Below are 24946 nucleotides of genomic sequence, written 5' to 3' on the forward strand. Positions count from 1 at the left end.
GGCATGGATCTCACCGCGTCCACCCCGGCGCTGGCCGCCGCCCTCGCCGATGCCGTTCGCCTGCTGCCGTCCGGCGGTCCCGGCCTGCTCCTGCGTGCCGACGCGCACGGGCTGGTGCTGGCCGGGAACGACCACGAACGCCCGGTCCGGCTGGCCTGCACCGCGCTGACGCACACCGACGGCGAGGTGCTGGTGCCCGCCCGTCCGCTCGCCGAGACGGTGAAGGTGCTGGACGAGCCGGAGGTCCGGCTGGTGGTGGAGGGCTCGCGGCTGGCGATCCGCACGGCCCGCGGCAGGTTCGCGCTGCCGCTGCTGGACCGGGAGCTGTACCTGGACGGTGGTGAGCTGCCGGTGGTCGGCGAGATCGACGGCGCGCTGCTGTCGCGGGCGCTGGCCCCGGTGTCCGCGACCGCGGCGAGGGACGACGCGCTGCCGATGTTCACCGGCGTCCGCGTCTCGTCTTCCGCGCGGGGGTTGTCGCTGCTGGCCTCGGACCGGTTCCGGATGGCCGCCGCCGACCTGCCGTGGACGGGTGGCGAGGTGGACGCGCTGGTCCCGGCCGGGCTGCTGGCGGAGGTGGGCAAGCAGGTCAGCGGCACGGTCGCGGTGCACGCCGACGTGAACCGGTTCGGCCTGAGCTGGGGGCGGAGCACGGTTGCCACGGCCGTGCTGGACGGCGGTTTCCTGACCGAGGGCAGCATCTCGATGGGCGCGGTGGAGACCAGGCTGACGGTGGCCGCGGACGAACTGGCCGCCGCCGTGCGCCGCACCAGCCTCTACGCCGGGCCGCGGGGTGTGGTCACGCTCGACGTGCAGGACGGCACCATCCGCGTGGCGGGCACCGACCCGCGCGCCGGGGAGGCCGAGGAACTGGTGAAGTCCACTGTGGACGGCAACCGGGCGGCGCCGAGCTACCAGGCGCGTTACCTGCTGGACGCCCTACGCCCCTTCAGCGGCGGGGACACCACGCTCGCCCTGCAACCGGGCCTGCGGGCCACCCTGCTCACCGCCGATTCGACGCCGCTGCGGTACTACGTGATGCCCATGCAGCCCCCGGTGAACGTCACCGCCGGGCCAGGCCGATCACCTTGACCAGCGGCTCGAGATCCTCGAAGTCAGGGGCGTTCCTGGTCACCAGCGGCAAACCGTGAATGGCGGCGACCGACGCGATCAGCAGATCCATCCGGCGTGGGCGCGGGCTTTTGCCAGCTTCCAACACCATCGCGTAAAGCTGGCCGTACATGCGAGCCGCCGCTGGCGAGAAGGAAAGCGACGCGATGCTCGCTTCGACGCGCTGCAATCTCGCGAGCCGGACCGCCCGCTCGCGAGGCCGCGTCGCGGCGTGCACACCCGCGGCGAGTTCGGCCAGCGTGATGGCACTGATCGCGACCTCGCTGTCCGGCGGGAGGTCGGCTCGCTCTGGCGGATCGAGCACGGCCGACGTGTCGAGCAGGACCCTGGGGCGTGCCGCGCTCATCGCTCGCTTTCACCGGCCGCGCGGAACGGATCCGGGTCCACCGCCGCGTCCAGATCGGCGTAGAACTCCTCGGGATCCGTCGGCGGCAGGTCAGCGAGCAAGCCGAGGAAATCCTCGGCGGGAACGAACTCGGGCCGCTGCCGGTGCGGCACCAGGTCCGCGATCTCGGTGCCGTTCCGGGTCAGGATGAAGCTCTCACCATTCTCCACCGCACGCATGATCGCGGGGGCGTCGTTGCGCAACTCACGTTGCGTGATCTTGGTGGCCACCTGGCCAGGATAACACCCGTCCCAGCCAGGTCGCTACGATTCGCTACAGCGTGCGTAGGTAGTCCAGTTGGGCCCGCACGCTGTGTTCCGCGGGCACCCACAGCGCCCGGTCCACATCGGCGTAAACGAGTTCGACGACCTGCCGGGGCGTGGCGTCCGGACCCAGCTCACGCAAGGCGGCCCGCACCTGGTCCAGCCGCTGCTCCCGGTGTGCCAGGTACTCGCGCGCGGTCGCCCCCAGGTCCGCCAACTCCGGCCCGTGGCCCGGCAGGCCCAGCGTGCCCGGCGGCACCGAGGCCAGCACGCGCAACGAGCCCAGGTACGCACCGAGATCATCCAGCACCGTGGTGCCGCGCCCCAGGATCGTGTCGCCGGTGAGCACCTCACCGCCGATCCGGAACGACACCGAGTCGGCCGTGTGCCCCGGCGTGTGCAGCACGCCGATCTCCAGCCCGGCCACCGAAACCACCTCGTCGGCGGCCAGCGCCTCCGCGCCGATGCACAGCGAAGCGTCGAACGCCCGTACCGGCGCGGAGACCTCCGAGGCCAGCCAAGGCGCGCCATCGGCGTGGTCCGGGTGGTGGTGCGTCAGCAGGATCAGCTCGACCGGCGCCGAGGCCGCCAGCAACGACAGGTGTTCCCGGTCGTCGTAGCCGGGGTCGACGATCACGCACGACGACGCCCCCGGTGCCCGCAGCACCCAGCTGTTCGTGCCCTCCAGCGTCATCGACGACGGGTTGTTCTCCAGCAGCACCGACGCGGTCGGCGAGACCTGGCGCAGCACACCGTAAGCGGGATGGGTCACGACGGCTCCAGCACGATCCGGGCCCGGTCGCCTTCACGGACCAGGGTCGGCGTGATCTTCTTGATCGAGCGCTCCGCCGTCAACGCCTCCCGCACGCTGGTGAACTCGCCGATCTCGGTGAGCGTGAACCAGGTCGGCGGCATCAGCGTGCTGCGCCCGGCTTCGGCGTCGCCGAGTGCGTCGGCGGCGGCCCGCCAGCCGGAGGCATCGGCTTCGGTGGTGGCCCCGTCCGCGCGCTGGCCTTCGGGCAGCGCCGCGACGAAGAACCGTGTGTCGTACCGGCGTGCCTCCTGCGGCGGCGTCACCCAGTTCGCCCACGGGCGCAGCAGGTCGGCCCGCAGGGTCAGCCCGGCCTCGGCGAGGAACCCGGCCAGCGACTGCTCCCGCGAAACCAGCCGCTCGCGCGCGCCCGCGAACTCGGCGGTGTCCGCGACCACGGAGGTCTCCGTACCCGCCAGCAGCACGCCGGACTCCTCGAAGGTCTCCCGCACGGCGGCGCACACCAGTGCGCGCGCGAGCGATTCGGAGCAGGAGAACTTCGACGCCCACCAGGCCGCGTCCGGGCCGGCCCAGCTGATCGACGCGTCCGCGTCCCGCTTGTCGACACCGCCGCCGGGGAACACCGTCATCCCGGCGGCGAAGGCCATCGCGGCCACGCGGCGCTGCAGGAACACCTCGACGCCCGAGCCGCCCTCGCGGAGCAGCACGACCGTCGCCGCGTCCTTCGGCGTGGCCGGTGGACCCTCCGGATCCGGCAGGTCCGAAGACGACTTCAACGACATCTTGCTCAGGTCGACGACGACCTCGTCAGGTAGTTCGGCCACGTCCCGCAACATACGTCACGAGGACCGGCCGAAGCGCCTCAGGCGCCGGAGAAACCGTCCACCCAGCGCCGGTTCTCGCCGCCGCGGCCCGCCCCGTTCAGGCGCAGGCGCGCCGCCTCCGCCCGCTCCCGCTGCGCCAGCTCCGCGTGGAGCTCCCGGAGGAGCTTCCGGTCCCGGTCGCTGAGTTTTGGGTCGTTCAGGTCCAGCTCGGGCAGCTCGACCACGTCGCCGCCGGGCAGCTTCGCCGAAGCGATGGCACGCCCGGTCTCCGGGTCTTCGGCCAGCGCACGCCGCAGCTGCGCGACCTCGGCCGAGCTCATGTCCGTGGTGCTCTCCACGCCGCTGGAGTACTCGGCCTGGTGGCTGAGTGCCTCCTGCCGTGCGGCGGTGATCGCAGGAGGCTCAGCTTTTCCCACCGGGGCCGGCTCCGGGGCCGGCTCGGGTCGCTGGACCTCTTCGGTGCGGTGCTCGACCGGTGGCTCGGGCCGCCGGTCGTCGGCCAGCTCGTGCCGGGGCTTCGACTCGGCGGTCGCCACCGGGGCGGGCGCGTGCGAAGCGGCCTTGGGCGGCGCGGGCGGCACCGAAGGCGCCTGCCCGCCGGACGGCGCCGTGCCGGCGTGCCACGCCCGGTTCGCCGAGGTCATCGCGTGCTTGTAGTAGCCGGTGCGGTCGGCGCCGGGACCGGTCACCTCGACCACGGACCGGATGCCGACGCGGCGCAGCGCGGTGTCCACGCGGAAGGCGACGGCGGGCGGGTGGCCCTCCGGGCCGATCTCCACCAGCACCACCCGCTGCGGCAGCGGTCCGGGCACGCTGCCGGCCGGCGTGTTCCGCCAGACCGCGTGCACCGACCGCAGGTCCGGCAACACCTGCAGGGCCCGGTCCAGCGCGTCGGCGATGCCGCGCTCCGGCTCGTTCTCGCCGGTGAACCGGTGCGAGATCTCGGGCTCGTTCTCGTCGATGAGCACCTCGTCGACCAGTGTGGCGTCCGAGCGGCTCATCTCCAGGATCAGCGCGAGCTCGCGCTGCTCGACGGAGCGGACCGGGATCTTGCCGGCGATCAACGCGCCGGCGGTCAGCTCCGCGGCCTCGTCGAGGCGCGAACGCGCGACCAGTTCCCGTGCCTCGGACAGCGCACTGTCGTCGAGGCGGCCGGCCATGGCGAGCAGCAGGTTGTGCAGCCTGAGCGGCACACCGAGCCCGTCGTGGGCCTCCACCATCGCGATCTCTCCCTCCAAGCTCGCCGGAGGCAGCGAGCCGTTACGCGGCGACGAGTCGGTGCCCGGCGTCCACGGCGCCCACGCAGACCAGTTCGGAGTTCGCCAGCGCGGCTCGGTGGTACTCGGGGAGCTCGAACCGCGGCGGAAGCACCTCGATGCTGGGTTCCTCGTCCCCCAGCACACGCAATACCCGCTGCAGCTCACCGGTCAGCCTCGGCATTCCGGACACCGCGCTCACCAAGAGGACCCTCTTGGGCTCGCGCTCACCCGGAGTGCCGTTATGCCGCCAGCTCGCCCGCACCTCACCCACGTCTGGGCGACCACGCAACGTTGCGTGCACGACCACGGACACAGAGTCGACGGAGTTCACCCGATCGGGGGCACTCTTCGTGAATGTGTACCGGTTCCCGCTGCCGTCGTCTACCCCAAGGGTGGAACTGACCTGGTGCCAATCGGCGCCGTGCGGAATCAATCCAGCCACGAGCAGGCGATACTCCGGCTGATCGAGGTCGATGCTGTGCTTCAGCAAAGATCTTGGGATGGTCCGCGCGAGGGTGGCCATGGCGCCCTCGGCGAGCCAGTCCCGGAAGCGCCAGAGCGTCTTGTCCGGCAGGCGCCCGGCCAGCCGGAGGAGCAGCTCGTGCGTCGCCTGCTCGATATCGGGGTCCATCACGACACCTCCACGATGACTTCGATCTCCACGGGCGCCCCCAGCGGCAGCTCGGCCACGCCGACCGCGGACCTGGCGTGCACGCCCGCCTCGCCGAAGACCTCGCCGAACAGCTCCGAAGCGCCGTTGATCACGGCGGGCTGCCCGGTGAAGCCCTCGGCGGAGGCGACAAAGCCGACCACCTTGACCACGCGGGCGATCGAGTCGACCCCGGCGAGCGCGTGCACGGCGGCGAGCGCGTTGAGCGCGCAGGTGCGCGCGTGCGCCTTGGCCTCTTCGGGGCTGATCTCGGCGCCGACCTTGCCGGTGGCGGCGAGCTTGCCTTCGACGAACGGGAGCTGACCGGAGGTCAGCACCTGCGAGCCGCTGCGCACCGCGGGTACGTAGGCGGCCACCGGCGCGGCCACCCCGGGCAGCTCGATGCCCAGTTCGGCCAGCCTGGCACTCCAGCTCATGCTCAGCCCTTCTGCCGCTTCAGGTAGGCGACGTGCTGCTCACCGGTCGGGTTCGGCAGCACGGTGACCAGTTCCCAGCCGTCCTCGCCCCACTGGTCGAGGATCTGCTTGGTCGCGTGGATCAGCAGCGGAACGGTGGCGTACTCCCATTTGGCGCTCATGGCCGCGAGCGTAACGACCCCGTCCAGACCGCCGGGGACGAACCCGCGTTCGGCCAAGATGGTGAATCTCCGCCGGAATCGGGACCAATTGTGTTTCACTTCACACCTACTCACGAGTAGATAGGAAGTGGCATGCGGACGACGAGGTCCCTGGGCGCACTGGCCCTGTCCCTGCTCCTGCTGATCGGGCTCGCCCCGGCCGGGCAGGCCGCGCCCCGGTACTTCGTGCCGTGGACGCTCGCCGCCGCGGTCCCGGCGCAGCTCGCCAAGCCGGGCGGCCCGCCACCCGGCGCGAACGACTGGACCTGCCGTCCGAGCGAAGCGCACCCGAACCCGGTGGTGCTCACCCACGGCCTCGGCGCGAACCAGACGGTCAACTGGCAGACCTTCAGCCCGCTGCTGGCCAACGAGGGCTACTGCGTGTTCTCCCTGACCTACGGCGTGCCGGGCACGCCGAACCCGGTGTACCAGCCGGGCGGGCTGCTGCCGATGGAACAGAGCGCGGCGCAGCTCGGCGCCTTCGTGGACCGCGTGCTCGACCGCACCGGAGCGTCCAAAGTGGACATACTCGGCCACTCCGAGGGCACGCTGATGCCCAGCTACTACGTGCAGTTCCTCGGCGGGGCGGCCAAAGTGGACAAGTACGTCAGCCTGACCCCGCTGTGGCAGGGCACCACGCTGCTCGGTCTGTCCACCTTGTACCAGTGGGGGCAGACGCTCGGGCTCAAGCCGGTGGTCGACGGGGTGCTCAACCCGGTCTGCGGCTCCTGCCCGCAGTTCCTCAAGGGCTCGGACTACCTGACCAAGCTGCACGACAGCGGCATCTTCGCGCCGGGCGTCGAGTACACGAACATCGTCACGAAGTACGACGAGCTGGTCATCCCGTACACCAGCGGGCTCGGCAGCGGGCCGAACGTGCGCAACGTGGTGCTGCAGGAGACGTGCGGGCTGGACTTCGCCGAACACGCCGGGGTCGCCGCCGACCGCAACACCGCCGGTCACGTGCTCAACGCACTGGACCCGGCCAACGCCAAGCCCGTGCCGTGCGTGCCCGCGAGCCCGATCGGCAGCTGAGTGGTTGCCATCGGAAGTCCGGGTGACCACTAAGTTCGACCGCGTGGAGACCTGGCGGATCGTCGCGGCCGTGGTGCTGGTGCTGCCCGGGCTGGCCGGCGTGCCGATGATCATGGCGAAGGTGCGTGATCGGACACAGTCGTCCAGCTCGGTGGCGGTTTCCGGGGCGGTGTCGCTGACCGCGCTGGCCGTGCTCACCCTGCTGGTTCTCACCGTGCTGCCGCCGGTGGTCAGCTGGGTGGCGGCCGTGACGGTGGTCGCGGCCGTCGGCGTTCTGCTGCTCACTGGCTAGAAGCTCAATTAGGCTGGCGAGGTGACCACACCCCTGGCCGGCTGGACCGACGAACTCGCCAGAGCCCGGCTCCACTTCGTCACCGGCAAGGGCGGCACCGGGAAGACCACGCTCGCCGCCGCGCTGGCGCTGGCGCTCGCCCACGGCGGCCGCCGGGTGCTGCTGGTCGAGGTCGAGGGCAGGCAGGGGGTCGCCCAGCTCTTCGACACCGAGCCACTGCCGTACGCCGAGCAGCGGATCGCCTCCGCGCCGGGCGGCGGTGAGGTCCGCGCCCTGCACATCGACGCCGAGGCCGCGCTGCTCGAGTACTTCGAGATGTTCTACAACCTGGGCTTCGCCGGGCGGACGCTGCGCCGGATGGGTGCCATCGAGTTCGCCACCACGCTCGCGCCCGGCCTGCGTGACGTGCTGCTCACCGGCAAGATCAAGGAGTGCGTGCGGCGCACCGAGTCCGACGGCCGCTACGCCTACGACGCGGTGGTGGTGGACTCGCCGCCCACCGGCCGCGTGGTCAAGTTCCTCGACGTCACCAAGGCGCTCACCGACCTGGCCAAGACCGGCCCGATCCGCGGCCAGGCCGAGGGCGTGGTGCGCCTGCTGCACTCCGGCGAAACCGCCGTCCACCTGGTCACCCTGCTCGAAGAGATGCCGGTGCGCGAGACCGTCGAGGCGGTCGCCGAACTCGACGGCGCCGACCTGCGCCCGGGCGCGGTGCTGGTCAACCGGGTCCGCCCGCCGCGCCTGCCCGCCCGCTCGGTGACCGCCGCCGCCGACGGCCGCGTGGACGCCTCGCGGGTGCGTGCCGGGCTCACCTCGGCCGGGCTGGAACTGGACGGCGAAACCCTGGACGCGCTGGTCGAGGAGACCGTCGAGCACGCCATCCGGGTGGCCGCCGAGCAACGCGCCCGCGAGCAGCTCGCCGAAGCCGACCTGCCGACCATCGAACTGCCCGACCTGACCGACGGGGTGGATGTGGCCGCGCTCTACGACCTCGCCGAAGCACTGGTCGACCAGGGGGTGCGCTGATGGCCGAAGTGCTCGACATGGACGCCTTGATCGACGACGAGAACACCCGCGTGATCGTCTGCTGCGGTTCCGGCGGCGTCGGCAAGACCACCACCGCGGCCGCGCTGGCCCTGCGCGCGGCCGAACGCGGCAGGCAGACCGTGGTGCTCACCATCGACCCGGCCCGCCGCCTGGCCCAGGCGCTGGGCCTGCGGGAACTCGGCAACCACCCGCGGCAGGTCAGCGTCGAGGGCTTCGAGCCGAAGGGCGAGCTGTGGGCGATGATGCTCGACATGCGCCGCACCTTCGACGACATGGTGCGCGTGCACGCCGGGCCGGAACGCGCCGAGCAGCTGCTGGCGAACCCCTTCTACCAGACCATCTCCACCTCGTTCTCCGGCACGCAGGAGTACATGGCGATGGAGAAGCTGGGCCAGCTCGCCGCCACCGGCGACTGGGACCTGATCATCGTCGACACCCCGCCCAGCCGGTCGGCGCTGGACTTCCTGGACGCGCCGACCCGGCTGTCCACCGCGCTCGACGGCCGGATGATCCGGCTGCTCACCGGTCCGGCGAAGGCGGGCAGCTGGGGCCTGCGCAAGGTGGTCGGCGCCGGGTTCAGCATGTTCGCCAAGGCCGTCTCCACGATCATCGGCGGACAGCTGCTGACCGACGCGTCGGCGTTCATGCAGGCCTTCGACACCATGTTCGGCGGCTTCCGCGAGCGCGCGCGCAAGACCGCCGAACTGCTGCGCTCGCAGGGCACCGCGTTCGTGGTGGTGGCCGCGCCGGAGCCGGACGCCCTGCGCGAGGCCAGTTACTTCGTGGAACGGTTGTCGGAGGAAGCCATGCCGCTGGCCGGGCTGGTGGCGAACCGCACCCACCCGGTGCTCGCCGAGCTGTCCGCGCCCAAGGCGCTGGCCGCGGCGGACTCGCTGGAGCGGGCGGCCAAGCCGGCGCCGCTGGCGGTGGCCGTGCTCCGGCTGCACGCCGACCGGGTCGCGCTCGCCGAGCGCGAACGGCGGCTGCTGGCCAGGTTCACCAAGGCCCATCCCGGGGTCCCCGTGGTGGGGGTGCCCGCGCTGCCGAGTGACGTGCACGATCTCGACGGACTGCGTGACATCGGGGACCGGCTGGCCGGCGGGTGAACTAGCCCGCGCGGACGGTGGCTTCCTCTTCGTCGACGCCGGCGAACTCGCGCTTGGCCGTCATCAGCAGTTCCTGCCAGGACACCACGTCCGGGCGGCGGCGCAGCAGCGCGCGGCGTTCCCGTTCGGTCATCCCGCCCCAGACCCCGAAGCTGATCCGGCTGTCCAGCGCCTCGGCCAGGCATTCCGTGCGCACCTGGCAGCCCATGCAGACGAGCTTCGCGCGGTTCTGCTCGGCACCCCGGACAAACAGCTCGTCCGGATCGCTGTCCCGGCAGGACGCGTGGACTCGCCAATCAGACTGGTTGTTTTCCATGCCCCCAAGCTCCCTACCTGTTCGATCCCGCAGGCGGGCCTCCCCGGGGTGCAGCATAGACACCCTGGTACCCGCGAGCCGGTCTCCCTCTGCTCACGTCGACCCGGGGGCCCTCCCTTGGCCACCGGTACCGCCGAACCGATTAGTCCACTCGGGCGAGGACTAACCCATCCGTTGGCTCATTCCGTGAGTTGTGACGGACTGTATTGGCCATCGGTTCCCGCGCCAAGTTGCCGGTGGTCTTTCGTTACCTCTGCACACGCCACCCGAGGTCACCGGAGGTCACTGGAGCCACACGTGGCACGCGTACGCTGGAGCGCGTGCGGAAAGCGGACGGACTGTTCAAGCTGCTCGGCCTCTGCCTGCTCGCGGGGGTGCTGGTCGCCGGGGTGCTGTTCCCGGTCGCCGGTGCCGCCGGGGTGGTCTCCAACCAGGCGAGCGAGACCGTCGACAGCATGTCGTCGGACCTCGCCACCGACCCTCCGCCGCTGGTCACGACGGTGACCGACCGGGACGGCAAGCCCATCGCGACGCTGTACTCCCAGTACCGGATCCCGACCGCGGCGAACGAGATCTCCGACGCGATGAAGTACGCGCTGATCTCGGTGGAGGACCGCCGGTTCTTCGAGCACCGCGGGGTGGACTGGAAGGGCACCATGCGCGCGGCGATCTCCAACGCCAGCGACGGGGACACCCAGGGCGCGTCCACGCTGACCCAGCAGTACGTCAAGAACTACCTGATCAACGTGGTCTACCGGGACAACAAGGTCGGGCAGGAAAAAGCACAGGAAGCTTCCATTGCCCGGAAGCTCAAGGAAGCGCGGATCGCGATCCAGCTCGAAACGAAGATGAGCAAGGACCAGATCCTGGCCGGCTACCTGAACGTGGTCGAGTTCTCCCGGCAGATCTACGGCATCGGCGCGGCCGCGAAGGCGTACTTCAACAAGACGCCGAAGGAGCTCGACGCCAAGGAATCGGCGTTGCTGGCCGGCCTGGTGAACAACCCGATCATGTTCGACCCGTGGAAGAACCCGGAGCGCGCCACCGAGCGCCGCAACCTGGTGCTCGACCGCATGGTGGACAACTTCAAGCTGGCGCGCGAGGACGCCGAGCGGCTCAAGGCCGAGCCGCTGGGCGTGGTCGAGGGCGCACCGTCCAAACCGGCCGCGAACTGCACCGGCGCCGGTCCGGAGAACGGTTTCTTCTGCCAGTACGTGGAGGACTACCTGCTCAAGAGCGGGATGTCCAAGGACGACCTGTACACCGGCGGGTACACCATTCGCACCACCATGGACCAGAAGGCCAATCACGAGGCCAAGGTGTCCGCGGAAACGCAGGTGAAGAAGAACCAGAAGAACGTGGCGAACACGCTTTCACTGGTGAAACCCGGCAAGGACCGGCACGAGGTGGTGGCGCTCGCGGCGAACCGGGACTACGGGCCGGACGCCAGTCGCGGGCAAACGCAGTTCGCCCTGCCGTCGGGCATCTACAACACCGGTGGCGCCGGCTCGAGCTACAAGATCTTCACCGCCGCGGCCGCACTGGAAAAGGGCGTCGCCGGTATTCACAGCACGATCCAGACGCCGAGTTCGTACACCTCGAAGGTGTTCACCGGTGGTGGTCCGCAGTGCCCGACGGTGGCACGCGGTACCCGTGCCTACTGCCTCACGAACGCCAGTGAGGGATTCGGCGGTTCGATGAGCCTGCAGAACGCGCTGGCGACCTCACCGAACACCGGTTTTGTCATTCTCGAGGAACAAACCGGAATGGGCCCGGTGGTGGACATGGCGAGCCGCCTCGGCCTGCGCGAGACGATGGCCAGCAACCTCGGCGGCGGCCCGGTGAAGCCGGAGTCGCAGGAGTCCGGCGAGAACGTCAGCCAGGCCACCTTCTTCGGCCCGAGCGACCGCTCGCCCGGCCAGGGTTCGTTCACCCTCGGCCCGAGCCCGACCTCCGGCCTGGAGCTGGCGAACGTCGCCGCCACCATCATGAGCGGCGGCGTGTGGTGCCCGCCGACGCCGATCGCGCAGGTGCTCGACCGCGACGGCAAGCCGGTGCCGGTCAAGGAGCAGGGCTGCGAGCAGGTGATCGAGGAGCCGCTGGCGAACTCGCTCGCGGTCGGCATGAGCAAGGACGACATCCCGCCGGGCACCTCGGCCGGCGCGGCGCAGGGCGTCGGCTGGAGCCGGCCGATGATCGGCAAGACCGGGACCACCCAGGGCAACGGCTCGGCGACCTTCGTCGGCGCCACCCCGCAACTGGCCGGCGCGGCGATGGTGTTCCGGCCGGAAGGCGGCCGCGGCGGGATCTGCGACGGCGGCGTCGGCAACGTCTACACCTGCGGCACCGGGAACATGTTCGGTGGCAAGACCCCGGCCCGCACCTGGTTCGGCGCGATGTCGAAGATTCTCGAGGGCCAGGAGGCGCTGCCGCTGCCCCCGTCCGACCCGCGGTTCGAACGGGCGGGCCGCCGATAGGCCGCACGGACGACATCGTCACCCGGGCAGGGCGTTGACACCGTATTGTGGATGATGTGAGCACGCAGGGTAGCACTGGGAACACCGGTCAGCAGGGCAAGCGAATTCGGAACCTCGCACTGGGCACGGTCGCCGTCGGCGCGGCCGGCCTCGGTTACGCCGCCGGGATCGAGCGCAGGCACTGGACCCTGCGCACCGAGGAAATCCCCGTGCTGGCACCGGGTTCGCGCCCGATCAAGGTGCTGCACATCTCCGATCTCCACATGCTGCCGGGGCAGCGCTCCAAGCAGCAGTGGGTGGCCGCGCTGAGCGAGCTGAAGCCGGACCTCGTGGTCAACACCGGCGACAACCTCGCGCACCGGCAGGCCGTGCCGTCGGTGCTGCGCGCGCTCAACCCGCTGCTCGAGGTGCCCGGCGTGTTCGTCTTCGGCAGCAACGACTACTACGGCCCCAAGCCGAAGAACCCGGCGCGCTACCTGATGCCGAAGGGCCGCAAGAAGCTGATCCACGGGCTGCACCTGCCGTGGCGGGACCTGCGGGCCGCGCTGATCGAACACGGCTGGCTCGACCTGACCCACGTCCGGCGCACCGTCGACGTCGCCGGGCAGCAGGTGTTCGCCGCCGGGGTGGACGACCCGCACCTGCACCGCGACCGGTACGCCGACATCGCCGGTCAAGCCGACCGCGAAGCCGCGCTGCGCATCGGCGTCACCCACTCGCCGGAGCCGCGCGTGCTCGACCCGTTCGCCGCCGACGGGTACGACCTCGTCTTCGCCGGGCACACCCACGGCGGGCAGCTGCGCATCCCCGGCTACGGCGCGCTGGTGACCAACTGCGCGCTCGACCGCAGCCGCGCCCGCGGCCTGTCCCGCTGGGGCGCCAACATGTGGCTGCACGTTTCCGCCGGTCTCGGCACCTCGCCGTACGCGCCCGTGCGGTTCGCCTGCCCGCCCGAAGCCAGCCTGCTGACCCTGGTCGCCCGCGACGAACAGCCCCCAAGGCACCAGAAGGCGACCCGCCGCAAAGCCCGCACGGACGTCCGCTAGACTTCTCCTCGGCCCGTTAAGAAGAAGTACCTCGGGGTGTGGCGCAGCTTGGTAGCGTGCCTCGTTCGGGTCGAGGAGGTCGTGGGTTCAAATCCCGCCACCCCGACGCAAGAAAAGTGGGGAGACCCCTGTTCGCGGAGAGCGCGAACAGGGGTCTTTTCGTTGCCGCGTCTTCCGGGGGTCGGACCCCCGGGCCCCCGCCAGGGGGCAAGCCCCCTGGACCCCCATCGGGGTGGTCACCTTGGGAGCGTTGGTTGTTGTGGTGCGTTAGCAGGTGCCCATGTTGGTGGATTCCAGGGCGAAATCGGTGACGCGGCCCTGGTGGAAGGCGAAGCGGTAGTGGCGGTCCGGGTGGGCCGGGACCGGGGTGCGGAACACGCCGGGGACCGGGGTGACCGGTTCCAGGTTCGGGTAGGCCCGGCGCACCTGGAACTCCCGCGAGCCCAGCGTGATGCCTTCCGGTGTGTGCGACTTCGCGGTGCCCCCGATCATCACCAGGCCGAGCGCCGGATCGGCGAACACCCCGCTGCCGACGTTCGTCTGCCCCTCGTCCGGGTGCAGGTGGTACAGGTGGCACGCGCTCCCGGCGTCCTTGTCGACCAGCAGCCCCGTCGATTCGGCGACCGCCTCCGGCTGGCCCAGGTGCAGCGCCTTGTACCCGTCCGGCCCGAGCACCCCACCCCCGTCCACCGGTGCCACCAGCAACGCCGACGCCAGCACGCCCGCGGTGATCACGCTCATCCCCGTCTCCCTCCGTCGTGAACAGGAAGACGTCTCCCCCGGCGCTCAGGTTGCTTCTTGACCGATGTGGGTGATAGTCCGTTATCGATTGGCGACGACGTCCACCCAGCACTGGCTGAACTGGCCGTCCCCGCCCCGCGACCACACCCAGGCGCTGCGGGCCGCGCTGGCCAGCTGCGGGTGGTCCGCCCCGGCCGACTCCAGCCCGGCGATCAGCCCGTTCTCCACCTCGCGCGACAGCTCCCGGTAGGTCAGGTCCGCCCGGTGCCGAACGTGTTCGCGCACGTTCCCGAACCCGGCACTGGCCACCGCCGCCGCGATGCCGCGCCCGGCGAACGGGTCACCGCCGTCGCGGCGCCGCAGCAGGTAGTACCCGCGCAGCGCGGCGACCACGTTCGCCGTCTTCGGCCGCAGCTTCGCCCGGCTCCAGTCCGGAGTGGACAGAGCGAGCACGCCGCCGGGCCGCAGCACCCGCCACAGTTCGGCGAGCACCGCGTCCGGCCGCGAGACCGTCTCGAACAGGCCGTGCGCGAAAGCCAGGTCGATCCCGCCCTCCGGCAACGGCAGCGCGTATTCGGAACCGGCTACGAAGTCCACAATGGACGAACCGACCGCGTAGCCCGCGCTCTCGCCGACCGGGCCTGGCACGTGGTCCACCCCGACCACCCGCAGCTCGTCGGCCGCCGAAGCCAGCCCGTGCGTGGTCACCCCGGTTCCGCAGCCGAGGTCGAGCACGCGCATGCCCGGCCGGATCCAGCGCAGGGCGAAGGCCGTCCGCTCGGCGCCGACGCGCGCGGACACCTCCGAGAGCTCGAACGGGGGACGTCCCGGCGCGAATGCCTCCTGCACTCCGCACACAGTACGGCCACGACCACCTCCGTTGGCGAAAAAGATTCCCGAACACCGCCCGCGGCCACCCCGATGGCGCAAGCTGGCAGGATCGAGCCGTGAGCACCCAGTACCCACCCGCCCAGGTCCCCGAACGGCTCTTCGACGACGAGGCGGCCGAAGCGCGGTGGCGCGCCCGCTTCGGCGCGCCGCGGATGTCGGTGCCCGAATGGGCCATCGACGCGCCCGACGCCAACATCTACGTCTCCAACTCCAGCGGCGTCTGGGAGGTCTACGCCTGGGACCGCGCCACCGGCACGCACCGCCGGGTCACCGACCGGCCCAACGGCACGCTGCACGCGGTGCCCTCGCCCGACGGCCGGTGGATCTGGTGGTTCAACGACACCGACGGCGACGAGTTCGGCTCGTGGGTGCGCCAGCCGTTCGAAGCCGAGGCGGGCGCGGCCACGCCCGCGATCCCGGACGTGCACGACGGTTATCCCGCCGGGCTGGACATCGGGCACCGCATGGTGGTGGTCGGCGTGTCCACCGACGAAGGCAGCGAGCTGTTCGCGCACACCGGTGGCGAGACGAAGACCTTCTACCGCCACCCCGACGACGCCGGGGTCGCCGGGCTCTCCCGTGACGAAACCCTCGTCGCCATCTCACATTCCGAGCACGGTGACTCGCGCCACCCGGCCGTGCGCGTGCTGCGCACCGAGGACTTCGCCGCGGTCGCCGACAAGTGGGACGGCGAAGGCAAGGGCCTGACCCCGCTGGAGTTCTCCCCGGTTTCCGGTGACCAGCGGCTCCTGCTGCTGCACGAACGCCGGGGCCGCGAGGAGCTGCTCGTCTGGGACGTCGCCGCGGACACCGAGACCGAACTCGATCTCGATCTGCCCGGTGAGGTCAGCGCGGGCTGGTACCCGCGGGCCGACGCGCTGCTCGTGGTGCACTTCCACCAGGGCCGCAGCTCGCTGTACCGGTACGACCTGTCCACCGGCGAACTGTCCTCATTGGACACACCGCCGGGGCGCATCGGCGGCGCGGGCGTGCGCCCGGACGGCACGGTCGAGTACTCGTGGTCGAACGCCGCGAAACCGCCGGTGATCCGCGCGCGGACCGCCGACGGTGACGAGCGCGTCCTGCTCGCGCCGCCGGGTGAGCGCGCGCCGGAGTCGGTGCCGCTGGTGGACGCCTTCGTCGAGGGCGTCGGCGGCCGCATCCACGCGCTCGTCTCGCGGCCGGCCGGTACCGGCCCGGTCCCCACGGTTTTCGCGCTGCACGGCGGTCCCCACGCGGCCGACGAGGACCGGTTCTCCGCCTACCGCGCGGCCTGGCTCGACGCCGGGTTCGCGGTGGTCGAGGTGAACTACCGCGGGTCCACCGGCTACGGCTCGGCCTGGCGGGACGCGATCGAGGGCAGGCCGGGGCTGACCGAGCTGGAAGACGTGGCCGCGGTGCACGACTGGGCGGTCGAAAGTGGACTGGCGGACCCGGCGAAGTGCGTGGTCAGCGGCGCTTCCTGGGGCGGCTACCTGACCCTGCTGGCGCTGGGCACCCAGCCTTCGCGCTGGGCGGCGGGAGTCGCGGGCGTGCCGGTGGCGGACTACGTCGCCGCTTACGAGGACGAGATGGAGCAGCTGCGCTCGTTCGACCGGGCGCTGTTCGGCGGTTCACCGGAGGACGTGCCCGCGGTGTACCGCGAGTGCTCCCCCATCACCTACGTGGACGCGGTGGCCGCGCCGGTGCTGGTGCTGGCCGGGGACAACGACCCGCGCTGCCCGATCCGGCAGATCGAGAACTACCTGGACAAGCTGGCCGCGCGCGCGGCGCCGTACGAGTTCTACCGCTACGACGCCGGGCACGGCTCGCTGGTCATCGCGGAGACGGTGAAGCAGACCGCCATCGAGGTGCACTTCGCCCTGCGCGCCCTCGGCCTCCGCTGATGTCACGAATGTGGCTTTCGAGACGTTTGGCGTCTCGAAAGCCACATTCGTGACGTTCCCGCGTTCGTCAGGCGGCCTGGGCCTGCCACATCCAGTGGGCCTCTTCGAGCTTGTTGGTGATCTCGATCAGCAGGTCCTGGGTGACCAGGTCGCTCTTGTCGGTCTCGTCGATGCGCTTGCGCAGCCGCTGGATCAGCTCGGCGAGGATGTCGACGATGGCGGCGACGGTCTTCTCGTCGGACTGCCAGTTGTCCGGGAAGTCCGGCAGGCCCGAGCTGGCGACCACCGTCTTCGCCTTGCCGTTCGGGGAGACCCCGATGGCGTTGGCCCGCTCGGCCACGGAGTCGGTGTAGGTCCGCGCGGTGTCCACCAGCTCGTCGAGCTGGAGGTGCACGCTGCGGAAGTTCTTCCCGACCACGTTCCAGTGCGCCTGCTTGGCGATCAGGGACAGGTCGATGAGGTCGACCAGGGTCGCCTGCAGGGCGTTGCCGGTGACTTCCTTGTCGCTCTCGCTGAGCGGACTCTTGATCGGCGCGTTGGCCATGGTGTGCTGCCCTCTCAATCCGTGGTGGTGGCGGTGACCTTGACCTCGATGTTGCCGCGGGTGGCGCTGGAGTACGGGCAGAGCTGGTGCGCCTCGGCGACCAGTTCGTCCGCCTTGCCCTGCTCCATCCCGCTGAGCCTGGCCTCGAGTTCGACGGTCAGTTCGAACTTCCCCAGGTCGTTCTTGCCGATCCCGACCCTGGCGGTGACCTGGGAGTCGCCGGGGTCGGTCTTCAGCTGCCGGGCGGCCGCCTTCAGCGCGCTGTGGAAGCAGGCCGCGTAACCGGCGGCGAACAGCTGCTCCGGGTTGGTGTGCTCCCCACCCGGACCGCCGAGTTCCTTCGGCGTGGTCAGGGTTTCGTCGATGATTCCGTCGGACGAGGTGACTTCGCCGTCGCGACCTTCACCTCGGGCGACCGCTTCGGCGGTGTAGAGCGCCTGGACCATCGTCGCCTTCCTCCGTTGTCGGGTGTCCACCTGGTATAACGCCAGGCGGCCGGGGATGCATGCCGTGTCATGACAGGCGTCACCCAGCCTGGTTACCCACCGGGCGGAAGATCAATCAGCGACCGGCGCGGTACCGCGCGAACTCGACCACCTGCGCGCCGATGGTGCGGAGGGTGAACTCGGCCTTCTCCGACGAGCAGCCACCGGCCTCGTCGAACTTGACCTCGGCGGAGTTGATCGCGCCGCCGAGCGGCGTCGGCCACCCGCGCAGCGAGTGCGTGATGGTGCGGAGCTGGGCGAGCGTGGCGACCGAGGCCTGCCAGCCGAAGGCGATCGAGGCGAGGCCGACAGCGCGGCCGTCGAGGTACGGGCGTTCGTCGCCACGCAGGTCCTCGATGTAGTCCAGGGCGTTCTTGACCAGGCCGGACAGGGCGCCGTGGTAGCCGGGTGAGGCGATGATCACGCCGTCGGCGGTGCGCAGGGTTTCCACCAGGTAGGCGGCTTCCGGGCCGCGGTCGACGTCGGTGGCGTCGTAGAACGGCAGCACCAGCTCGGAGCCGGTGATAGCGACGGTTTCGGCGCCCGCGGTCTCGGCGCCGGCCAGTGCCAGCCGGAGGGCGCGCTCGGTCTGGGAACCGTCTCGCAGCGAGCCGCCGAGGCCCACCACCTTGATGGCCATCCCCATCACCGCGCCTTCCCGTCCCCAGTCAGCCTGACACCCTTCACTCAATCGAGGCTAGTCCCTCCACTTAACTGGAGGACCAGGCATTCCACCCGAGTTCCACGTCACAACCGGCCCTGGCGAGCGTTGCTACTGACAAGTAGTCTCATACCGCCAGTATCTCGGCCGGGAGGAAGCTCACCATGACCGTGCCCGTGCAGATCCGCGTGCAAGCCGCCGCGGCCCAGGTCCTCTACGCCCTGCCGACGCCGGTCAAACGGCTGATCGCCGGGCGCCCGATCCGGATGGACGGGCAGGAACTCGCGCTCGACGCGCAGTTGCTGCTCCGGTTGCAGCAGCTCACCGGCGCCGAACTGGCCGGAACCTCGGTGGAACGCTCGCGCGCGGACCTCGACGTGGCCCGCCACCTGGTCAGCGGCAAGCCCGTCCAACCCGTGCACACGCGCGAGCTGCTCATCCCCGCGGAAGCCGGTGAGGTCCCGGCGACGCTGTACACGCCGGAAGGGCTGCCGGAACCGTCCGGGCTGCTGGTGTTCTTCCACGGCGGCGGCTGGGTGGTCGGCACCAGGAACAGCCACGACAACACCGCGCGCTTCCTGGCCAAGCACGCCGGCGTGCGGGTGCTGTCGGTGGAGTACCGGCTGGCGCCCGAGAACCCGTTCCCAGCGGCCGTGGACGACGCGCTGACGGCCTTCGACTACGCCTACGCCAAGGCGGGCGAGCTGGGCGCGGACCCGGCGCGGATCGCGGTCGGCGGGGACAGCGCGGGCGGCAACCTGGCCGCGGTCACCGCGCTGGTGACCACCCGGCGCGGCGGCCCGGCCCCGGCCTTCCAGCTGCTGTTCTACCCGGGGGTGGACGCGAGCACGCGCCGCCGGTCGCGGGAGATCTTCGGTGACGGGTTCTTTCTCACCGACGCGCAGATGACCTGGTTCATCGACCACTACGCGCCCGAGGGCGTCGACCGGACCGACGTGCGGCTCTCCCCGCTGCTGGCCGACGACCTCAGCGGGCTGCCGCCCGCCTACCTGGCCACCGCCGGGTTCGACCCGCTGCGGGACGAGGGCGAGGAATACGCGAAGAAACTGGAGGCGGCGGGGGTGCCGGTGGCGCTCAGCCGCCAGGAGGACCTGATCCACGGATATGTGAACTTCCTCGGCGTCGGCCGCCGTTTCCGCGAGGCGACCGCCGAAGCCGCCGGTGCGCTCCGGCTCGGCCTGAGCAAGAAGAAGAATTGAACAACCGTAATCCCGGCACGGGATTTCTCCCGTGCCGGGATTACGGATCCCCCCGATTCATCGGGTCGGGCTGGCGCTTTTCCGATCAGGGTGCGGGCAGTGCGGGCACCGCCGGTACCGCCGGCACCGGCAGCGGCACCGCCGGGACGGTGGCCCCGCCGAGCAGGCTGCCCAGCAGCGTGGTCAGCGTGGTCAGCAGCGACTGGAGCAAGCCGGAGACCATGGTCAGCGGGTCGGGCAGCGGGGGCAGCCCTGGCACCGGCGGCACCTGGCGCGGTTCGGAGTTCGGGGTCTTCAGCACCCGGGACACCTCGGTGTTGTAGTCACGGGCCACACCTGCGGTTTCCTGGGCTTCGGACTGGATCGCGTAGCGGTCGCCCGCCGCCAGATCGGTCAGCAGCGGGTCGAGCTGACCGACCGCACCCTGCGTGCCGGAGACGTCCCCGGCATAGGCGACCTTGGCGAGCTGGTCGCGCAGCTCGAGCACCCTGGCACCGGCCGCCTGGGTGCTGGAGGCACCCTTGCCGTTGTCCACGACGCTCGCCGCGGCGACTCCGGACGAGGCCACCGCCAGCAGGCTGCCGACCGCGATCGCGGCAATCGAGCGGGCAATAATGCCTTTCATTTCCTACCTCCGGCCTCTGAAAGTCTCAGACCTGACCCGACAATGGATACCAACCGTGTTGGCCGGGGGCCACCCGATCACCGGCAAAGGCGCTTTTCGCGCGCTCACCTGATGAATTCGTTTTCGCGGAAATAGCCCGCAACTGATTACCCCGCGAAGCTTCAGGCTCGCTAGGTTGATCATCCGGCGCGGCCCGGATCGCCACGCACAGCCACCGGCCCACCCGTTCGAGCGGCACGGCCACCCGATAGACCTAATTGGATGATCAATTCCCACCATCACCCCGTGGTGCGGGCGTGTCGGCTAGACCATCGGGGCGGCGGTCACCCACGTTCGTCGCAATCTCCCCAGCCGTCCCAGGCCAGGGTGAGCGCGGGAGGAAGCGGCCCCGTGGAGTCCGAAGTGGACTCCACGGGGCCGCGTGTGGTGGGAGCGTCCGCCCCAGAGGGCGGTAGTTACTTCTGGAACGCCGCGGCGACCTTGTCGCCGAGGTTCTTGTCCACGTTGCGCCAGTACTCGAACACGCGCTCCAGCACCGGCTGGGAGACCTCGTTCGACGCGTGGCCGATGATGTTGCTCGCCAGCCGCTCGCGCTGCGCGTCGTCCATCACCTCACGCACCAGCGTGCCCGGCTGCCCGAAGTCGTCGTCCTCGGCGTGCAGCTTGTAGGCCGAGCGGATGACCTCGTCCTCCACGCCGTACGACGACGCCGTCTCCGACGCCAGGCTCGCGTCGGCGTGCGGGCCGCCGAACGAGTTGGGCGCGTAGACCGGGTCGCCCGGGTTGTTGAACCGCATCTGGCCGTCGCGCGAGTAGCTGTTCACCGGCGACTTCGGCGCGTTGACCGGCAGCTGGGTGTAGTTCGCGCCGATCCGGTAGCGGTGCGCGTCCGGGTAGGCGAACAGCCTGCCCTGCAGCATCTTGTCCGGCGACGGGCCGATGCCCGGCACCAGGTTGGCGGGCTCGAAGGCAGCCTGCTCGATCTCGGCGAAGTAGTTCGACGGGTTGCGGTCGAGCACGTAGCGGCCGACCTTGATCAGCGGGTAGTCGCCCTGCGGCCACACCTTGGTCAGGTCGAACGGGTTGAACCGGTAGTCCGCCGCCTCGGCGTAGGGCATCACCTGGACGTAGAGCGTCCAGCTGGGGTGGTTGCCCTTCTCGATGTTCTTGAACAGGTCGCGGATGTAGTAGTCCGCGTCCTCACCGGCGATGCGGTCGGCCTCGGCCTGGGTCAGGTAACCGATGCCCTGGTCGGTCTTGAAGTGGTACTTGACCCAGAACTTCTCGCCGCCGGCGTTCTCCCACAGGAAGGTGTGCGAGCCGTAGCCGTTCATCTCGCGCCAGTTCGATGGGATGCCGCGATCGCCCATCAGCCAGGTCACCTGGTGCGCCGACTCCGGGCGCAGCGTCCAGAAGTCCCACTGCATGTTGTGGTCGCGCAGGTGGTTGTCGGCGCGGCGCTTCTGCGAGTGGATGAAGTCGGGGAACTTGATCGGGTCGCGGATGAAGAACACCGGCGTGTTGTTGCCGACCAGGTCGTAGTTGCCCTGGCTGGTGTAGAACTTCACGGCGAAACCGCGCGGGTCGCGCCAGGTGTCCGGCGAGCCGTTCTCACCGGCCACCGAGGAGAACCGGATGACGCTCTCGGTGCGGGTGCCCGGCTGGAACAGCGCGGCCTTGGTGAACTGGCTGACGTCCTCGGTGACCTCGAGAAAGCCGAACGCACCGCCGCCCTTGGCGTGGACCACGCGCTCCGGCACGCGCTCGCGGTTGAACTGCGCGTTCTTCTCGATGAGGTAGTGGTCCTGCAGCAGGATCGGGCCGTTGGCGCCCAGCGTCAGCGAGTCGTTGTCGCTGGCGACCGGGATGCCCACGTTGTTCGTGGTCGGCTTGGTCACGCCGATGCCTCCTTGGAGTGGTGGGATTGACTGGCGCAGTCGGGGCAGAGACCCCAGAACACGATCTCCGCCTCGTCGATCAGGAAGCCCGCGGTGGCCGAGGGCTCCAGGCACGGCGAAGCGCCGCGCACGCAGTCGACGTCTTCGGTGCGGCCGCAGGCGCGGCACACCAGGTGGTGGTGGTTGTCGCCGGTCCTGGTTTCGAACCGGGCCGGGTGGCCGGCGGGTTCGATCCGGCGGACCAGGTCCGCGCCCGCGCAGGCACCGAGCACGTCGTAGACGGCCTGGGTGGAAACCGAGCCGAGCCGTTCGCGGACCCCGGCGGCGACCTGGTCGGCCGTCGTGTGCGGGTGGTCCGCGAGCCACTCGAGCACGGCCACCCGCGGCGCGGTGACGCGGAGACCGGCCGCTCGGAGGTGGTGCCGCACGGGGCTTTGCTGCGTTGACATGACCACTACAGCTTTACGCGGTTATCTGGAATGAGTCAAGAAAACCTCCCCGGTTGGGGTGGGTGAAGATCCGCAGGCGGGGCATGAAGATCCCCACGCGGAAAGAAGTTGCACGGGTGTACCAGGAATTGGTGTCATCGGTCACGTGCCCCTTCAGCCGTACCGCCGCCTGCTCGCCCTGCCGTCGGTGCCCAGCTCGATGCTGCTGATGTTCTTCGCCCGGCTGCCGATCACCGCCATGGGCATCACGCTGACGCTGCACGTGGTCACCGACCTCGGCCGTGGGTACGGCGAGGCCGGGCTGGTCGGCACCGCGACCACGGCGGGCAGCGCGCTCGGCGCGCCGCTGATCGGGCGGGCCATCGACCGGTACGGGCTGCGGCCGGTGGTGGCCGTGTGCGGGGTGGTCTCGGCCGGTTACCTCCTGGCGACCCCGCACCTGCCGTACCTGGCACTCGTGCTGGTCGCGCTGCCAGCGGGGCTGCTCGCCGTGCCGGCTGGTTCGATCGCCAGGCAGGTGCTCGCCGCGCAGGTGCCGGCGGCGCAGCGGCGCACGGCGTACTCGCTGGACACCGTGTCGGTCGAAGTGACCTTCATGATCGGGCCGTCGCTGGGGATCCTGATCAGCACGCAGGTGTCGTCGGCGGCCGCGCTGACCTCGATCGGCGCGCTGTCCGGGGTGGTCGCGGTGCTGCTGTACCTGATGAACCCGCCGGTGCGCGCGGACCACGAGGTGGTCACCGGCGAGCGGCCGCCGCTGCGGTCGTGGCTGAGCCGGGAGCTGGTCGCCACGCTGCTGATCGCCACCGGCGCGCTTTTTGTGCTGGTCGGCATGGAGCTGGCGGCGCTGGCGTCACTGCGGGAGAACGGCGAGGTCGACTGGACCGGCGTGGTGATCGCGTTGATGTGCGTGGCTTCGCTGGTCGGCGGCATCGTGCACGGTGCGGTTCACCGGTCGCTTTCGCAGGTGACGCTGATGGTGCTGCTGGCCGTGCTGACCATCCCGGTCGGCCTGGTCGACACGCCGTGGTGGCTGCTCGCGCTGGTGCTCGTGCCCGCGAACCTGGTCTGCGCGCCGACGCTCGCCGCGACCACCGAGGCGGTCAGCTCGCTGGCGCCGGTGCGGGTGCGCGGCGAGGCGATGGGCCTGCAGGACTCGGCCACCCGGATCGGCCTGGCCATCGGCGGGCCGGTGGTCGGTTTTGTGATGGACCACTCGGCGCCGGGCTGGGGTTTCGTGGCGTCGGGCCTGGGCGGGCTCGCGCTGGCGTCGGTGGGCATCGCGCTGCGGGTCCGGTTCGGTGCCCGCACCGCGGTACGGGCACCGGCCGGGTCCTAGGGTTTCCGCGGAGCTTTCTCAGCGGTGCAGCTTTCTCAGCGGTGCAGCTTTCTCAGCCGCCGAGCTTTCTTGGAGGCGGAGCCTTCTCGGAGGCCGAGCTTGCTCAGAGGCAGGCTTTCTGCAGCTGCTCGAGATTGGTGAGACTGCGCTGCAGCCAGTCGTTGACGTTGCCGAGCTGGTCGGTCTTGCGCTGCTCCAGCTCGACGTAGGAGTCGGCCATCGCGAACAGCGTCTGCTGGACGTCCTGCTCGGCGACCTGGTTGCCCAGCTCGCGCAGCTTGGTGGCCTTCTCCCCGGCCTCGGCCTGCAACTGCTCGGGGTTGACGTTGGGATCGAAGTTCGCGATCCCCAGCGCCTCAGTACACGCGGCGGCTTTGCTCGTGGCGTTGTTGGCCTGGTCCACCGCCTGCGACACCTCGTCACACCCGGCGAGCACCAGCCCCAGCACCGCGATCCCGATCAGGTGTCGTCCAGCGAATTTGGTCATAGCGCCCAACCTACTCGAATCCGGCGCCGCAGCCACGAGCCCCCGCTACCGGGTCACACGTGCCCTCGGGCCTCCTTTGGCCTTGTTGCGGCGGACGAACCTACACCCCCGCCCATCCCTGGGGGGCGTCCCCGAGTCCAGCGTACTCAGGTTGCGGGGGTGGGTGGGAGGTTCTGGGGCTGCCTGTGGATGGCGGGAGCCGGTGTGGATGGACCAGGGAACATGCGGAGCGGGGCCCACCCCGCGATTTCAGTGTGACTACGGCGGGGATGGTCTTGTCAAGGCGGGAAAGCGTGCCTTGACAAGACCATCCCCGCCGTGTTTTTGGCTGTGGACCGGGGTGGGGCGGGGGGTTTGGGTGGTTCCCCTTTGGTTGGTAGAGCTGGGCCGGTGGGTGACCGGGTGGGTTCGGATGTCGGGTGGGGGCTCGGACGATTCGGATGCGTTGGGTGACTGGGCTACTTCGGATGTGCTGGTGCGG

At 70.4% G+C, this 24946-nt stretch carries 28 protein-coding genes and 1 tRNA gene; 11 read left to right on the plus strand and 18 right to left on the minus strand.

The genetic code is table 11. The features are described 5' to 3' along the window. Positions 1-3 precede the first annotated feature (3 nt). On the plus strand, positions 4-1092 hold the full coding sequence (locus tag A4R43_RS27485) for a DNA polymerase III subunit beta (RefSeq protein ID WP_113694955.1): 1089 nt from the start codon (positions 4-6) through the stop codon (positions 1090-1092). On the opposite strand, the gene A4R43_RS27490 is transcribed toward A4R43_RS27485, so the two are convergent. The 8 genes from A4R43_RS27490 to A4R43_RS27525 all read right to left on the minus strand — a co-directional run bounded on the left by A4R43_RS27490 (position 1064) and on the right by A4R43_RS27525 (position 5881). Continuing rightward, a complete protein-coding gene (locus A4R43_RS27490; RefSeq protein WP_113694956.1) occupies positions 1064-1477 on the minus strand; it encodes a type II toxin-antitoxin system VapC family toxin in 414 nt (137 codons plus the stop codon). The two genes, A4R43_RS27485 and A4R43_RS27490, sit on opposite strands and share 29 nt — an antisense overlap. Further along, positions 1474-1746, minus strand: coding sequence for a type II toxin-antitoxin system Phd/YefM family antitoxin (locus A4R43_RS27495; protein WP_162788615.1), 273 nt, complete (start codon positions 1744-1746; stop codon positions 1474-1476). Before A4R43_RS27495 ends, A4R43_RS27490 begins: the two co-directional genes overlap by 4 nt. A gap of 43 nt (positions 1747-1789) precedes the next feature. Then, positions 1790-2551 carry an MBL fold metallo-hydrolase gene (locus A4R43_RS27500; RefSeq protein ID WP_113694957.1) on the minus strand — a complete coding sequence of 254 codons (762 nt, stop codon included), beginning with the start codon at positions 2549-2551 and terminating at the stop codon, positions 1790-1792. After that, complete coding sequence (locus A4R43_RS27505) at positions 2548-3333, minus strand: NUDIX hydrolase (RefSeq protein ID WP_113697920.1); 786 nt, start codon at positions 3331-3333, stop codon at positions 2548-2550. The genes A4R43_RS27500 and A4R43_RS27505 overlap by 4 nt, the downstream gene beginning before the upstream one ends. An 80-nt stretch (positions 3334-3413) precedes the next feature. Further along, on the minus strand, positions 3414-4595 hold the full coding sequence (locus A4R43_RS27510) for a hypothetical protein (protein WP_113694958.1): 1182 nt from the start codon (positions 4593-4595) through the stop codon (positions 3414-3416). A 40-nt stretch (positions 4596-4635) separates the two neighbouring features. Then, positions 4636-5265, minus strand: a complete 630-nt coding sequence (locus tag A4R43_RS27515) for a hypothetical protein (RefSeq protein ID WP_113697921.1) — start codon at positions 5263-5265, stop codon at positions 4636-4638. After that, positions 5265-5720, minus strand: a complete 456-nt coding sequence (locus tag A4R43_RS27520) for a RidA family protein (RefSeq protein WP_113694959.1) — start codon at positions 5718-5720, stop codon at positions 5265-5267. Before A4R43_RS27520 ends, A4R43_RS27515 begins: the two co-directional genes overlap by 1 nt. Positions 5721-5722: 2 nt before the next feature. Next, positions 5723-5881 carry a DUF4177 domain-containing protein gene (locus tag A4R43_RS27525; RefSeq protein WP_113697922.1) on the minus strand — a complete coding sequence of 53 codons (159 nt, stop codon included), beginning with the start codon at positions 5879-5881 and terminating at the stop codon, positions 5723-5725. A 132-nt stretch (positions 5882-6013) separates the two neighbouring features. On the opposite strand from A4R43_RS27525, the gene A4R43_RS27530 reads away from it, so the two are divergent. From A4R43_RS27530 to bagB, 4 genes are read left to right on the plus strand one after another with little or no spacing between them, the layout of a single operon-like run. Further along, positions 6014-6955, plus strand: coding sequence for an esterase/lipase family protein (locus tag A4R43_RS27530; RefSeq protein ID WP_113694960.1), 942 nt, complete (start codon positions 6014-6016; stop codon positions 6953-6955). A gap of 22 nt (positions 6956-6977) precedes the next feature. Beyond that, the gene (locus A4R43_RS27535) at positions 6978-7247 is read left to right on the plus strand and encodes a hypothetical protein (protein ID WP_335645109.1); all 270 of its coding nucleotides are present in this window, start codon (positions 6978-6980) and stop codon (positions 7245-7247) included. A gap of 21 nt (positions 7248-7268) precedes the next feature. Beyond that, complete coding sequence (gene bagA / locus A4R43_RS27540; protein WP_113694961.1) at positions 7269-8273, plus strand: ATPase BagA; 1005 nt, start codon at positions 7269-7271, stop codon at positions 8271-8273. Further along, positions 8273-9400 carry an ATPase BagB gene (gene bagB / locus A4R43_RS27545; RefSeq protein ID WP_113694962.1) on the plus strand — a complete coding sequence of 376 codons (1128 nt, stop codon included), beginning with the start codon at positions 8273-8275 and terminating at the stop codon, positions 9398-9400. The genes bagA and bagB overlap by 1 nt, the downstream gene beginning before the upstream one ends. Before the next feature lies 1 nt (position 9401). Here bagB and A4R43_RS27550 read toward each other — a convergent pair whose 3' ends face one another. Then, positions 9402-9716, minus strand: coding sequence for a WhiB family transcriptional regulator (locus A4R43_RS27550; RefSeq protein ID WP_113694963.1), 315 nt, complete (start codon positions 9714-9716; stop codon positions 9402-9404). Between the two features lie 320 nt (positions 9717-10036). Here A4R43_RS27550 and A4R43_RS27555 point away from each other — a divergent pair, with 320 nt between their 5' ends. The 3 genes from A4R43_RS27555 to A4R43_RS27565 all read left to right on the plus strand — a co-directional run bounded on the left by A4R43_RS27555 (position 10037) and on the right by A4R43_RS27565 (position 13345). Further along, positions 10037-12193: a transglycosylase domain-containing protein gene (locus A4R43_RS27555; RefSeq protein WP_113694964.1), complete on the plus strand. Its 2157-nt coding sequence runs from the start codon at positions 10037-10039 to the stop codon at positions 12191-12193. A gap of 119 nt (positions 12194-12312) precedes the next feature. Continuing rightward, a complete protein-coding gene (locus A4R43_RS27560) occupies positions 12313-13239 on the plus strand; it encodes a metallophosphoesterase (protein ID WP_418190857.1) in 927 nt (308 codons plus the stop codon). A 32-nt stretch (positions 13240-13271) separates the two neighbouring features. After that, positions 13272-13345, plus strand: a tRNA-Pro gene (locus A4R43_RS27565). Positions 13346-13506: 161 nt separating this feature from the next. Here A4R43_RS27565 and A4R43_RS27570 read toward each other — a convergent pair. Both A4R43_RS27570 and A4R43_RS27575 read right to left on the minus strand, forming a co-directional pair. Then, on the minus strand, positions 13507-13980 hold the full coding sequence (locus A4R43_RS27570; protein WP_113694965.1) for a hypothetical protein: 474 nt from the start codon (positions 13978-13980) through the stop codon (positions 13507-13509). Between the two features lie 81 nt (positions 13981-14061). Beyond that, a complete protein-coding gene (locus A4R43_RS27575) occupies positions 14062-14829 on the minus strand; it encodes a class I SAM-dependent methyltransferase (RefSeq protein ID WP_236808309.1) in 768 nt (255 codons plus the stop codon). Between the two features lie 98 nt (positions 14830-14927). Here A4R43_RS27575 and A4R43_RS27580 point away from each other — a divergent pair, with 98 nt between their 5' ends. After that, complete coding sequence (locus tag A4R43_RS27580) at positions 14928-16757, plus strand: prolyl oligopeptidase family serine peptidase (RefSeq protein WP_162788616.1); 1830 nt, start codon at positions 14928-14930, stop codon at positions 16755-16757. Between the two features lie 67 nt (positions 16758-16824). Here the strand turns inward: A4R43_RS27580 and A4R43_RS27585 are convergent, their stop codons facing one another. From A4R43_RS27585 to A4R43_RS27595, 3 genes are all read right to left on the minus strand, one after another. Beyond that, entirely contained in the window at positions 16825-17301 is a 477-nt protein-coding gene (locus tag A4R43_RS27585; protein ID WP_113694967.1) for a Dps family protein, read from the minus strand. Between the two features lie 14 nt (positions 17302-17315). Beyond that, entirely contained in the window at positions 17316-17747 is a 432-nt protein-coding gene (locus tag A4R43_RS27590) for an organic hydroperoxide resistance protein (RefSeq protein ID WP_113694968.1), read from the minus strand. A 115-nt stretch (positions 17748-17862) separates the two neighbouring features. Then, complete coding sequence (locus A4R43_RS27595) at positions 17863-18426, minus strand: NADPH-dependent FMN reductase (RefSeq protein WP_236808310.1); 564 nt, start codon at positions 18424-18426, stop codon at positions 17863-17865. Between the two features lie 185 nt (positions 18427-18611). Here A4R43_RS27595 and A4R43_RS27600 point away from each other — a divergent pair, with 185 nt between their 5' ends. Further along, positions 18612-19667 (plus strand): alpha/beta hydrolase, encoded by a 1056-nt coding sequence (locus A4R43_RS27600; protein ID WP_113694969.1) that lies wholly within the window; start codon positions 18612-18614, stop codon positions 19665-19667. A gap of 85 nt (positions 19668-19752) precedes the next feature. On the opposite strand, the gene A4R43_RS27605 is transcribed toward A4R43_RS27600, so the two are convergent. The 3 genes from A4R43_RS27605 to A4R43_RS27615 form a co-directional block, all read right to left on the minus strand. Next, positions 19753-20292 (minus strand): hypothetical protein, encoded by a 540-nt coding sequence (locus tag A4R43_RS27605; protein WP_113694970.1) that lies wholly within the window; start codon positions 20290-20292, stop codon positions 19753-19755. A 455-nt stretch (positions 20293-20747) separates the two neighbouring features. Next, entirely contained in the window at positions 20748-22190 is a 1443-nt protein-coding gene (locus A4R43_RS27610) for a catalase (protein WP_113694971.1), read from the minus strand. Next, positions 22187-22639, minus strand: coding sequence for a Fur family transcriptional regulator (locus A4R43_RS27615; RefSeq protein WP_113694972.1), 453 nt, complete (start codon positions 22637-22639; stop codon positions 22187-22189). Before A4R43_RS27615 ends, A4R43_RS27610 begins: the two co-directional genes overlap by 4 nt. A gap of 145 nt (positions 22640-22784) precedes the next feature. Here A4R43_RS27615 and A4R43_RS27620 point away from each other — a divergent pair, with 145 nt between their 5' ends. Further along, entirely contained in the window at positions 22785-23978 is a 1194-nt protein-coding gene (locus tag A4R43_RS27620; RefSeq protein WP_236808311.1) for an MFS transporter, read from the plus strand. Between the two features lie 103 nt (positions 23979-24081). Here the strand turns inward: A4R43_RS27620 and A4R43_RS27625 are convergent, their stop codons facing one another. After that, on the minus strand, positions 24082-24465 hold the full coding sequence (locus A4R43_RS27625) for a hypothetical protein (protein ID WP_113694973.1): 384 nt from the start codon (positions 24463-24465) through the stop codon (positions 24082-24084). Positions 24466-24946: the final 481 nt, after the last annotated feature.

Source organism: Amycolatopsis albispora (assembly GCF_003312875.1).
Lineage (GTDB): Bacteria > Actinomycetota > Actinomycetes > Mycobacteriales > Pseudonocardiaceae > Amycolatopsis > Amycolatopsis albispora.

Excerpts from the sequence above, each read along its gene's own strand:
- A4R43_RS27515 (WP_113697921.1), bottom strand. The coding sequence starts at position 5,265 with ATGGACCCCGATATCGAGCAGGCGACGCACGAGCTGCTCCTCCGGCTG.
- A4R43_RS27585 (WP_113694967.1), bottom strand. The coding sequence starts at position 17,301 with ATGGCCAACGCGCCGATCAAGAGTCCGCTCAGCGAGAGCGACAAGGAA.
- bagB (WP_113694962.1), top strand. The coding sequence starts at position 8,273 with ATGGCCGAAGTGCTCGACATGGACGCCTTGATCGACGACGAGAACACC.
- A4R43_RS27595 (WP_236808310.1), bottom strand. The coding sequence starts at position 18,426 with ATGGCCATCAAGGTGGTGGGCCTCGGCGGCTCGCTGCGAGACGGTTCC.
- A4R43_RS27625 (WP_113694973.1), bottom strand. The coding sequence starts at position 24,465 with ATGACCAAATTCGCTGGACGACACCTGATCGGGATCGCGGTGCTGGGG.
- A4R43_RS27550 (WP_113694963.1), bottom strand. The coding sequence starts at position 9,716 with ATGGAAAACAACCAGTCTGATTGGCGAGTCCACGCGTCCTGCCGGGAC.
- A4R43_RS27615 (WP_113694972.1), bottom strand. The coding sequence starts at position 22,639 with ATGTCAACGCAGCAAAGCCCCGTGCGGCACCACCTCCGAGCGGCCGGT.
- A4R43_RS27505 (WP_113697920.1), bottom strand. The coding sequence starts at position 3,333 with ATGTCGTTGAAGTCGTCTTCGGACCTGCCGGATCCGGAGGGTCCACCG.
- A4R43_RS27490 (WP_113694956.1), bottom strand. The coding sequence starts at position 1,477 with ATGAGCGCGGCACGCCCCAGGGTCCTGCTCGACACGTCGGCCGTGCTC.
- A4R43_RS27605 (WP_113694970.1), bottom strand. The coding sequence starts at position 20,292 with ATGAAAGGCATTATTGCCCGCTCGATTGCCGCGATCGCGGTCGGCAGC.
- A4R43_RS27520 (WP_113694959.1), bottom strand. The coding sequence starts at position 5,720 with ATGAGCTGGAGTGCCAGGCTGGCCGAACTGGGCATCGAGCTGCCCGGG.
- A4R43_RS27590 (WP_113694968.1), bottom strand. The coding sequence starts at position 17,747 with ATGGTCCAGGCGCTCTACACCGCCGAAGCGGTCGCCCGAGGTGAAGGT.
- A4R43_RS27570 (WP_113694965.1), bottom strand. The coding sequence starts at position 13,980 with ATGAGCGTGATCACCGCGGGCGTGCTGGCGTCGGCGTTGCTGGTGGCA.
- A4R43_RS27525 (WP_113697922.1), bottom strand. The coding sequence starts at position 5,881 with ATGAGCGCCAAATGGGAGTACGCCACCGTTCCGCTGCTGATCCACGCG.
- A4R43_RS27600 (WP_113694969.1), top strand. The coding sequence starts at position 18,612 with ATGACCGTGCCCGTGCAGATCCGCGTGCAAGCCGCCGCGGCCCAGGTC.
- A4R43_RS27485 (WP_113694955.1), top strand. The coding sequence starts at position 4 with ATGGATCTCACCGCGTCCACCCCGGCGCTGGCCGCCGCCCTCGCCGAT.
- A4R43_RS27530 (WP_113694960.1), top strand. The coding sequence starts at position 6,014 with ATGCGGACGACGAGGTCCCTGGGCGCACTGGCCCTGTCCCTGCTCCTG.
- A4R43_RS27510 (WP_113694958.1), bottom strand. The coding sequence starts at position 4,595 with ATGGTGGAGGCCCACGACGGGCTCGGTGTGCCGCTCAGGCTGCACAAC.